This is a genomic window from uncultured Brachyspira sp. (assembly GCF_944390845.1).
GTDB lineage: Bacteria > Spirochaetota > Brachyspiria > Brachyspirales > Brachyspiraceae > Brachyspira > Brachyspira pulli.
The window spans coordinates 1-10,452 of sequence record NZ_CALXRM010000097.1 but is presented as its reverse complement, the minus strand read 5'-3'; the positions used below and the strand labels follow the sequence as shown (position 1 = coordinate 10,452).

General features: G+C 26.4%; 9 protein-coding genes and 1 CRISPR repeat array. Of the genes, 7 read left to right on the top strand and 2 right to left on the bottom strand.

The window, feature by feature from the left end; translation table 11 throughout:
* Window positions 1-385: 385 nt before the first annotated feature.
* The 5 genes from Q0K52_RS13680 (at window position 386) to Q0K52_RS13660 (ending at window position 5,225) form a co-directional block, all read left to right on the top strand.
* Window positions 386-781 (top strand): DNA primase, encoded by a 396-nt coding sequence (locus tag Q0K52_RS13680; protein ID WP_297300385.1) that lies wholly within the window; start codon window positions 386-388, stop codon window positions 779-781.
* 70 nt (window positions 782-851) lie between these two features.
* Window positions 852-1,358, top strand: a complete 507-nt coding sequence (locus tag Q0K52_RS13675; protein WP_297300383.1) for a hypothetical protein — start codon at window positions 852-854, stop codon at window positions 1,356-1,358.
* Window positions 1,351-2,520, top strand: a complete 1,170-nt coding sequence (gene argJ / locus Q0K52_RS13670) for a bifunctional ornithine acetyltransferase/N-acetylglutamate synthase (protein ID WP_297300381.1) — start codon at window positions 1,351-1,353, stop codon at window positions 2,518-2,520. The genes Q0K52_RS13675 and argJ overlap by 8 nt, the downstream gene beginning before the upstream one ends.
* Before the next feature lie 55 nt (window positions 2,521-2,575).
* Window positions 2,576-3,415: an Rpn family recombination-promoting nuclease/putative transposase gene (locus Q0K52_RS13665; RefSeq protein ID WP_297300379.1), complete on the top strand. Its 840-nt coding sequence runs from the start codon at window positions 2,576-2,578 to the stop codon at window positions 3,413-3,415.
* A gap of 1,252 nt (window positions 3,416-4,667) precedes the next feature.
* Window positions 4,668-5,225, top strand: a complete 558-nt coding sequence (locus Q0K52_RS13660; protein ID WP_297300377.1) for a hypothetical protein — start codon at window positions 4,668-4,670, stop codon at window positions 5,223-5,225.
* Between the two features lie 260 nt (window positions 5,226-5,485).
* Here Q0K52_RS13660 and Q0K52_RS13655 read toward each other — a convergent pair whose 3' ends face one another.
* On the bottom strand, window positions 5,486-5,983 hold the full coding sequence (locus tag Q0K52_RS13655) for a tetratricopeptide repeat protein (protein WP_297300375.1): 498 nt from the start codon (window positions 5,981-5,983) through the stop codon (window positions 5,486-5,488).
* A 491-nt stretch (window positions 5,984-6,474) separates the two neighbouring features.
* On the opposite strand from Q0K52_RS13655, the gene der reads away from it, so the two are divergent.
* Both der and plsY read left to right on the top strand, forming a co-directional pair.
* A complete protein-coding gene (gene der / locus Q0K52_RS13650; RefSeq protein ID WP_297300373.1) occupies window positions 6,475-7,977 on the top strand; it encodes a ribosome biogenesis GTPase Der in 1,503 nt (500 codons plus the stop codon).
* Window positions 7,967-8,614, top strand: a complete 648-nt coding sequence (gene plsY / locus Q0K52_RS13645) for a glycerol-3-phosphate 1-O-acyltransferase PlsY (RefSeq protein ID WP_297300371.1) — start codon at window positions 7,967-7,969, stop codon at window positions 8,612-8,614. The genes der and plsY overlap by 11 nt, the downstream gene beginning before the upstream one ends.
* A 92-nt stretch (window positions 8,615-8,706) precedes the next feature.
* Here the strand turns inward: plsY and Q0K52_RS13640 are convergent, their stop codons facing one another.
* Window positions 8,707-9,123 (bottom strand): DUF3592 domain-containing protein, encoded by a 417-nt coding sequence (locus Q0K52_RS13640; RefSeq protein ID WP_297300369.1) that lies wholly within the window; start codon window positions 9,121-9,123, stop codon window positions 8,707-8,709.
* Window positions 9,124-9,170: 47 nt separating this feature from the next.
* Window positions 9,171-10,407: direct repeats of the CRISPR family, unit length 30 nt; unit sequence TTTATATTCCAGTATGGATAGATTAGAAAC.
* Window positions 10,408-10,452: the final 45 nt, after the last annotated feature.

Genomic DNA, 10,452 nt, shown 5'->3' with positions numbered 1-10,452 from the left:
AAGTAATTAGTATTTAATTAGATTAAATAAATCAAAATAGTGAGCCCGTAGTAACTTTAGTTGCTACGGGTTTTTTATTGGTTAAAAGAAATAAATCGAAATATAAAGCCCGTGGAATTTTGTTTTCTGCGGGTTTTTTACTTTTTTATGAGTAATAATATTATAATAGTATTGATTTTTTATATTTACATTTTTATATTATGCAATTTATAAAATAAATTCACTATATTATATTTTATTGACTTTTGTTATAAAAATGTTAAATTATAGAAAAATTAATAGGTCATATTTAATATATTTTTTTAAAATTAAATATATTTGTACTTGACAAAAAAAACTATTGTATTATTATAACTAAAAAATTATACGAATTATGGAGTAATAAATGGAAGAGTTAGAATCTATATATTTATTAAATGAATCAGACTTATTAGATAATGGATATTTTGCTAAAAAGTTTGATGATGACGATTTTGATGATGATGATTATGGCGATAATGATAATTACGATGACGACGATGATTATGATGATGATGACTACGATGACGATTTTGATGATGATGATTTCGACGATGATTATGATGATGATGACTACGACGATGAAGACGACTACGATGACTATGATGATGACTATGACGACGATGATGATGACGATGATTCTATAGATTTTGAAGACGATTTCGATGACGACTTTGATGATGATGACGATTACGATGATGATGATTATGACGATGACTATGATGATGATGATGATGATTACGATGATGACTATGATGAGTAATTAGTTTTTATTATATAGAGCAATGCTGATGATTTTTATTGGTATTGCTCTGTTATAAAAAGGTTAGCTGATGTCAGAAAAGAAATTCAAAAAATATAATAAAGAAAATAATAATAACAAGAAATTCTATAGCAATAATAAAAAAAATAAAAATAATTTCTACAATAAAAAAAAGTATAATCACAACAATCAGTATAAATTTCAAGAAAAAAGCATAGAGGAATATGAAAGGAATTATCTAAAAAAACGTATGAAAGAGGACGTTGAAAGACCTTTATGTCCTATATGTAATGAGCCAATTTATATCATAGAAGAAGCCATAAGACATAATGGCACTGGTGAATTAGCTCATTTTGAATGCATATTGAAAGAGATAAAAGAGAATAATTTATCAGAGATGGAAGAAGAAGATAAAATAGTTTATCTTGGTTCTGGTACATTCGGTATTATACAAGAAAGGCAAAACGGTAAAAATTCAAGATTCTTTGTAAGAAAAAGAATTAATTACGAGAATAAGAAAGTAAAAAAAATAGAAGATGATGCAGATCCTGAAGAGGAGGAGTTATTTAATGTATGATATACCTCAAGGGTTTTCATCTGCTGCTGTCAAATCTGGTCTTAAAAATAATGATTATGATTTAGCTATCATAAAAAGTGATCCTCCAAGTGTAGTATCCGCTCTTTATACTACAAATAATTTTCAGGCTGCTCCTATAGTCTTTTCAAAAAAGAATGATAAAAATAATATAGATTTATTAATAGTTAATAGTAAAATAGCCAATGCTTTAACAGGAAAAAAAGGTTATGATGATGTTGTTCAAATAGCTAAATATGCTTCAGAAATTTTCAATATAAAAAAAGAGAATATATTAATGGCTTCTACTGGAATTGTAGGTGTAGAATTAGATACTCAGAAAATAAAGAACGGCATAAAAATAGCAAGTGAATCTATTAATGATAATTTTGATAATGTTTCTAGGGCCATTCAAACTAGGGATAAATTTAATAAGATATATACTACAGAATTAGAAGTTTCAGGTAAAATAGCTAAGTTTTATGCTGTTGCTAAAGGAAGTTCCATAGTTCACCCAAATATGGCTACAGTTTTACTTTTTATATTTACTGATTTAAGTGTAGAGAAAGAAACTTTAAATAAAGCATTTAAAGAAGCTGTTGATAAAACATTGAATAGAATATCAATAGATGGAGAGACTTCCACAAATGATATGGCTGTTATTATGGCCAATGGGGCAGTAAATAACAAACCTATCACTGAAAAAAATAAAAAGTTATTTAAAGATTTAAAACATAAATTAGATGAGATATGTGCTTATCTTGCCAAGATGGTAATATTAGATGGTGAGGGCATAACAAAAACTATTATAGTGTCAGTTAAGAGGGCAAAGACTCAAAATGATGCTTTCAATATAGCTAAGAAAATAGCCACTTCAAATTTAGTAAAAATATTATTCCTTTCTAAAAATCCATATTTTGAAAAGATTTTATCTCCTTTGGGTAATATGAATATTAATATAAACAATGTATCATTATATATTAATGACATTGAAATTTATAAAAATGGTGAAATTAATAAAGGTTATATAAATAGTTTAGATAATGACAGAAAAGAAAATTATATAACTATAGATTTGGGTTATAATACCAAATATGAAGATTATTATTATTTCACAGATTTAACTCAGGAATATATTTCCATACATTCTTCTTATAATATATAAATAATTGATTTTCTAAAACTATTTACAAACATAATATTTTTTGTATAATTATATTATGGCTAATAGATATATTAATGTACTGAATGATTATTTTGTGAGATATTTACTCTCATCACCAGACAGTAGTCCTATACTTCTTGACTTTATCAATTCAATAATGCTTGATTCTAATATGAAAACCTTTAGATCAGTGGAGATATTGACCCCATTTAATTATAAAGAAAATTATCAAGATAAAGAAACAATAGCAGATGTAAAGTGTATAACTCAAAATGGTACAGTTGTAATTATAGAAATACAATTACAAGGCAATTCAAGATTTCCAGAACGTATACTATATTATTGGGCATCTAATTATAGTAAACTTTTAAAACATGGCGAGAAGTACGATGCTTTAACTCCTGTTATAAGTATAAACTTACTTAATTTCAATTTAGATGATAATGATTCTATACATTCTTGTTATATGATTTATGATACAAATAACAAAAGATTATTAACAGATCATTTACAGATACATATATTAGAATTGAAAAAGTTTAAATATGATTTATTAGAACCTGATTTAAACTGCTGGTTAAAATTTTTCACTATGAAAGATAATAAGGAGGATATTATGTCTGATATAGTAAAGGAAAAACCTATAATGGAAGAAGTACAAAGAAGGTATAATAACTTTATTAAAAATAGATTAATGATGAATGAATATGATAAAAGACAAGCATATTTATACGGAAATCAAATAATGCTTGAAGAAGAAAGAAGATTAGGCAGAGAAGAAGGTATTAAAGAAAATCAAATATCTATGGCTATAAATATGAAGAATAAAAATATGGATATTGAACTTATTAGCGAATTAACAGGATTAAGCACAGAAGAAATAAAAAACTTGTGAGTTCCTGACATTCGTTAGAATGGCAGGAGCTTATTGACGAACAAGTTTTTTATAAATAAATTAAAGAAATAAAAAACTTGTGAGTTCCTGACATTCGTTAGAATGGCAGGAGCTTATTGACGAACAAGTTTTTTATAAATAAATTAAAGAAATAAAAAACTTATGAGTTCTGACATAAAGCTTTATTCACAATCCCCCCTTTATTTTTATTGATTAATTCTAAAGTTATAATTTAAATTAAGTTTATTGCTGAATAAGAAATTAAAGCCCCGCCCAAATGTTAATTAGATTTAAAAATATATTTCCCGCACGGTGAACAAAAATTAAGAATATAATCAAAATTTTAATTACAAACAAATCTATATTTTTTTGTTTTATTCTGCGTGCGGTATAAAAGCTTTAAATTTAAAAAAACTTGGGTGGGCAGCTAAAATAACAGTAATGATTGTAAAGAAAAATGATTTAAAAATGTCAGAAATAATTGAAAGTATAAAGGGTGGGCAAATGTAAATTAAATTTAAAATCTTAAATTACATTTCTCTTAATTTATTCTCCATAAGCATATATTTTAAAATCTCATTAACTCGTGCGGTATGTTCTGCCACCAATTTTAAAAAAATTTGGGTGGGTGCTGTAATTTATGATTCAGCTTTAAAATATAATTAAAACTAAAATTCAAAAAATAATAACAAAGCATAAAGGGCGGGGTATGTAAATAAAATTTTAAACTTATTTTTTATCAACTTTTCCCGCAGCAAAAGTTGCAAAAGTGCCAAAATATATTTTATTTGAAACCTTATTATTATGAAGTAAATATTATATTCACAATAATAATTAATTAAAATGTTTAAAAAATCTAAAATTATAAGGATATAAATAAATTAATAATAACTTTATTGACTTTTTAATACTTGCATACTAAGAATTTAGTAAACTTATAATAACAAAATAAATTAAAAACTCTAAAAGGCAAATATAATTAAGTTTTAAAATTTCTTATGTTAAAATAATTGACATAAAATATAAATATTTTATTTAATAGATAGAGAGCAATCAGCAATCAGCAATCAGCAAGTTTAAATTTTTTCAATAATATATTTTCATTAACTTTTTCTATACTAATATTGGCATTGCATAATTTTTTTAATTTTGTTTATAACATTATCATCATAATTTTTTATAATCAAAATAATAATTTAATTCTGTCAAGAAAAAATTTTTATATAAAAACAATTTATAAGGAGTTCTTATTATGAACAAAAAAAGTTTTTTAATTTCAATTCTATGTTTATTATTTATTTTCAGCTGCAAAAATAATAATACAAACCCTGATAATACAGAGCCGCCTCCTACAAAAACAGACTTTGAGGAAAAAATAGAATCATATCAAAAGGATTTTTCTTTTGGTTCTACAAATGAATTTATAGCAGATTTATCCATAAATAATCAAACCTCATTTGTTGAAACGGCGGCTGTGGGAAATCATTATGTAGGATATGACGGTAAATCTTTATATACTGGTACGGATAATAATAGATATAGGTCAGAAACAATTTATTTGGCTGAAGAAGTTACTTGGAATGGTGTAAAATATCTTGTAAAAAAAGAAATACCATTTAACATTGAAGATATTAAAACTTTTCTTCCATCAGCTGAACCTGAAAAAATTACTGTAAATGATTTAACTAAAGTATATGAAAATGCAAATGACTTTAGATATTGCACAAGTTATCCTAAAAATGTTCAAATTAAGAGATATTTTGTAATGTTTGGTATATGTTATTTTGGGTTGATACCGCCTGAAGCTTGATTAAAATATAATAATATATAAAGAATTGATAATTCAAAGGGTTGGGTATTAATTACATTCCCCGCCCTTTATTCTTTATAGTATATTTTTCAAATTTTAACTTTAATTATATTAATAACTTGATAAGAAAAAGCATACCCACCCAAGTGATGCTTAAATTTGAAATCCATTTAACGCACGATTAACGAATTTTAATTATTTAATAAATTTCCATTGATAATGCAGTTAATTTTTTAGGTTTTATTCACCGTGCGTAAAGTTTATTTCAAGCCATATTTATCTTGAATCTCTTTTATATTTTCTCTAGCAATATCATAGTTAGGGTCTAATTCCAAAGCCTTTTTATAATCTTTTAAAGCTTCATTGTACTCCTCTAAATTTTCTTTAGATACTCCTCTGTTATTATAAAAAGCTCTATTATTAGGGTTTAACTCTATAGCCTTATCATAGTCTTTAATAGCTTCTTCATATTTACCTAAAACATTTTTAATAATTCCTCTGTTATTATAAACATCACTGTAATCAGAGTCCAACTCTATAGCTTTATCATAGTCTTTAATAGCTTCTTCATATTCACCTAAATCAGCTTTAACACTTCCTCTGTTATAATAAGCAGCACTATAATTAGGGTCTAACTCTATAGCTTTATTATAATATACTATGGCTTCTTCATATTTTCCTTCAAGACAAAAAATATTTGCATTATCAAAATAATATTTTGAATCCATACTAGAATCATTATCCTTAACAACTGACATAAAATTTCCTAATATAAATTTATTGAAATCATTATAATATAAAAAAAATTTAATACTATAATAATTAACATAAAATATTACGCACGGTTAACTAAGCTCTATATATAATAAAGATTAAAATTATAAATCTATCTATATTTTAAATGTTATTCTGCGTGCGGTGTGCGAATTTTAAATTTAAAAAACGCTTGGGCGGGCGTTATAATTACAATGGAAAACTATCAAGAAAAATAAAATAAAAATAACAAAATAAATTTAAATACCTAAAGGGTGGGCAAGTGTAATTAAATTTTAAAACTTTATTTACATACCCCGCCCTTTATTTTTTAAGGCTTTATTCTGTTATTATAATTTAAATTAAGTTTATTGCTGAATAAGAAATTAAAGTACCCGCCCAAGTGTTTATTAAATTAAATGCTAAAATATAATAGCAATATATTAAAAACTATGATATTATTTTAATTACACATAATTTGAAAGGGTTTGAATAAATGAAAAATATCGCTATACTTGGAAGACCTAATGTAGGCAAATCCACTCTATTTAACAGATTCGCAGGAAGAAGAAAATCTATAGTTGACCCTATGGCTGGAGTTACCAGAGATATAAGCATGGCAAAAACTTATATAGATGATATAGCTTTTAATGTTTTTGATACAGGCGGACTTCTTGATGTAAGTGATGATACTTTAAATGAAAAAGTAAGAGAAAAGGCATTGAAAACTGCGGCAGAAGATGCAGATATTTTATTGTTCTTAGTAGACGCTCATCAAAGCCACCCAGATGACAGACATTTTATTAATATGGTAAGAAAGTCTGGAAAACCTATTGTATTGGTTATAAATAAAGTAGATGCTGATTCTCATAATAATTTGATAAATGAATTTTATTCTCTAGGTATAAATGATATAGTTGCTATCAGTGCTGAACATAATAACGGTATTGATGATTTGAGAGAAAAAATTCTTGAAGTGCTTGAAAGAATAGGTGTTGATTTAGATGCAGAAAGAGAAGCCTCAAAAACTAATGAAAATAGTGATGAAAATGATGATGAGGCAGCAGAAATTGAAGATTTTGAAGAAGAATATTATGAAGATGATGATTATATTGACGAATCAGAAGATGATGAAAATTATGATAATAAAAAAGAAAAATCAAAACAATACAGACTTGATGAATATATAGCACAAAAGAAAATCATTAATATAGCTATAGTTGGAAAACCTAATGCAGGAAAATCTACTTTATTAAATACATTAATAGGAAAAGACAGAAGTATTGTTTCTAATATAGCAGGAACCACTAGAGATGCCATAGATGAAACATTCAATTTTAAAGGCGATGATATTTGTCTTGTTGATACCGCAGGAATAAGAAAGAAAAAAAATGTTAATACCGATGTAGAATATTACAGCGTAAACAGAGCGATAAAAGCTATAGAAGCTTCAGATGTTTGTATATTAATGCTTGATGTTTTTGAAGGCTTAACTGATCAGGATAAAACTATTGCCAACTTAATAATAGAAAGAAGAAAAGGAATTGTAATAGCAGCAAATAAATGGGATATAAGAGATAAAGAAACTACTTGGAATGATTATGAAGCATATATGAAAGATACTTTCCCAGTTTTGAATTATGCTTTTTATGCAAAAGTTTGTGCTACAAGAAAAAATGATGCAGAAAAACTTTTATCATTGGCTGTAAGAGTAGCTAAAACAAGACTTCAAAGATTTGAAACTCATGCCCTTACAGAAACTATGGTTAGAGCTACAAGGGAATATTCAATATCAGCCGGCGGAAATCCATTTAAAATTTTCTATGTTACACAAACTGGAGTTAATCCTCCTGCATTTGCTATATTCTGTAATCACCCTCATAAATTAAATTCGCATTATAAAAGATATTTAGAAAATAGATTTAGAGAGATGTTTGACTTTAGAGGAACACCTGTAATTCTTAATTTCAGAAAGAGAGGTAAAAAATATGATAGTTAAAATTTTAGTAAGTATACTTGTATCATATATAATCGGAGCTATACCATTTTCATTTATAATAGGAAAAATAAATGGTCATGATGTTAGAAAAGAGGGCAGCTGTAATCCGGGTGCAAGTAATGTTTTGCGTGTATGCGGAAAGAAAGCAGGAATAGCAGCTTATATACTTGATATAGGAAAGGGTATGATCGCTGTACTAATTCCATCATTTATTTTATCTAGTATAATATCAATACATAGTTATATATTAGTAGCTTGTGCAGTGGCATCAATACTTGGACATGTATTTTCTATATTTTTAGGATTTAAAGGCGGTAAGGGAGTAGCAACAAGTGCAGGTTCTATGTTCATGCTTGCACCTGTAAGTTTGCTTCTTACTATGGTATTTTTCTTTATAGGTTTATTTGCTTCAAGAAAAACTGTTGCAATAGGTTCTACAGTTGGAGCTTTGGCTTTTCCTATAGTTTTAAGCTTATTATATTTCAAGGCTAATTTTTTATATAAATTATTCTTTAATATTAATTATGTGGTTCTTCTTCCTATAGCTATACTTTTAGCAATATTCATTATAATAAAACATATACCTAATTATAAGAGAATGCTAAAAGGCGAGGAGAATAGTTTCTCAAAAAAATAAAAAGTGAGTGGCACCCTTACGGGTGGCATAACAATAATAAAAAAATAGCTGGCAACTTATACTTATAGGTTATCAGCTATTCGTTTATTATTTTATTTATCTTTCTTTTTTATTGTTACAGCCATTAAAGATAATAATATTGATCCTATTCCAAGCGGTATAAATATTAAAGCCCAAGCAATTTCAGAAAAAGGAAGTTTTATATTTCTTGGTTTGTTTGGATCATACCATAATGTTAATTCGTCTTTTACTTTTCTAAAAGGATAATAGCTTTCCATAGTGGTATATAGTTTTCCGAACCTTTCAGTTTCATAGCTTATTAACATAGTGCTTTCATATTTATTTTTTCCATGTTTGTAAACTCTTTTTGTTTCGTATTTTTCAACAATGCCTATAGTTTTTTTATAATTTTTTGATGCGATAACAGTAGAAGTAATACTTATAACTCCCAAAATAGTAAGTATAGCCCCAACAATAAAGATTACTAAAGCGGTTAATTTTATATTCATATTTTAATCCTGTTATAATTATAAATAAATCGCCTTAATAATCAATAGTTATATTACAATATGGTGGATTAGAAACTAACGTCGCAGATATGCGTGATATGTTTGCTATACAATTTACATTCCAATATGGATATATTAGAAAGGCATAAGTAAAAGCAACGCCTATCCATTATCATCAATTTACATTCCATTATGGATAGATTAGAAACATTCCAAAAGATAATTTTATTATAGATGATTTTTTGCATTTATATTCCAGTATGGATAGATTAGAAACATGCTATAAGATCTATAGAATATACTTACTAAAAAATTTATATTCCAGTATGGATAGATTAGAAACAGATAAAGCACTTCCAAATACTACTATAACTTTCTATTTTATATTCCAGTATGGATAGATTAGAAACTCTATTATAATAATCTACTTTGTTATTATTAGACACCTTTATATTCCAGTATGGATAGATTAGAAACATATTCAAAAACATTAAAAAAAATTGCTTTTTTCTTCTTTATATTCCAGTATGGATAGATTAGAAACCTAGTATTGATGTTCAAACTTCTTTTGAAAGAATGCCTTTATATTCCAGTATGGATAGATTAGAAACCTGCGTATCTTCGCCCTATCCCTTTTGAGTAGCTCCTTTATATTCCAGTATGGATAGATTAGAAACCTCCCCCTGCGTTTGCTCCTCCTCCGCTTGCTAAGAGCTTTATATTCCAGTATGGATAGATTAGAAACTGTATACCAGATGAAGAAACATTACCATTAGATTATCTTTATATTCCAGTATGGATAGATTAGAAACATAACAATGTCGTTGATCATTTAATTAATTCACTTCACTTTATATTCCAGTATGGATAGATTAGAAACAAAAAAGATTGTATAAATTAGAAATAGAATTATGATAAAATTTATATTCCAGTATGGATAGATTAGAAACCAATAATCGTCATCGTCGTCATCATTCTCGTACTTATTTATATTCCAGTATGGATAGATTAGAAACGCTTAAATGTAGATAGATTTATAAAAGGTAAGGCTGATTTATATTCCAGTATGGATAGATTAGAAACATCTGGTTGACATTTTAAGAATTCATTATTTATTTTATTTATATTCCAGTATGGATAGATTAGAAACTTTTAGTACTCTTAATGATGGTTTTGATATTATTAAATTTATATTCCAGTATGGATAGATTAGAAACACTCATTAACAAAAAATATGTAGGAGGACATAAAATATTTATATTCCAGTATGGATAGATTAGAAACTTTTAGTACTCTTAATGATGGTTTTGATATTATTAAATTTATATT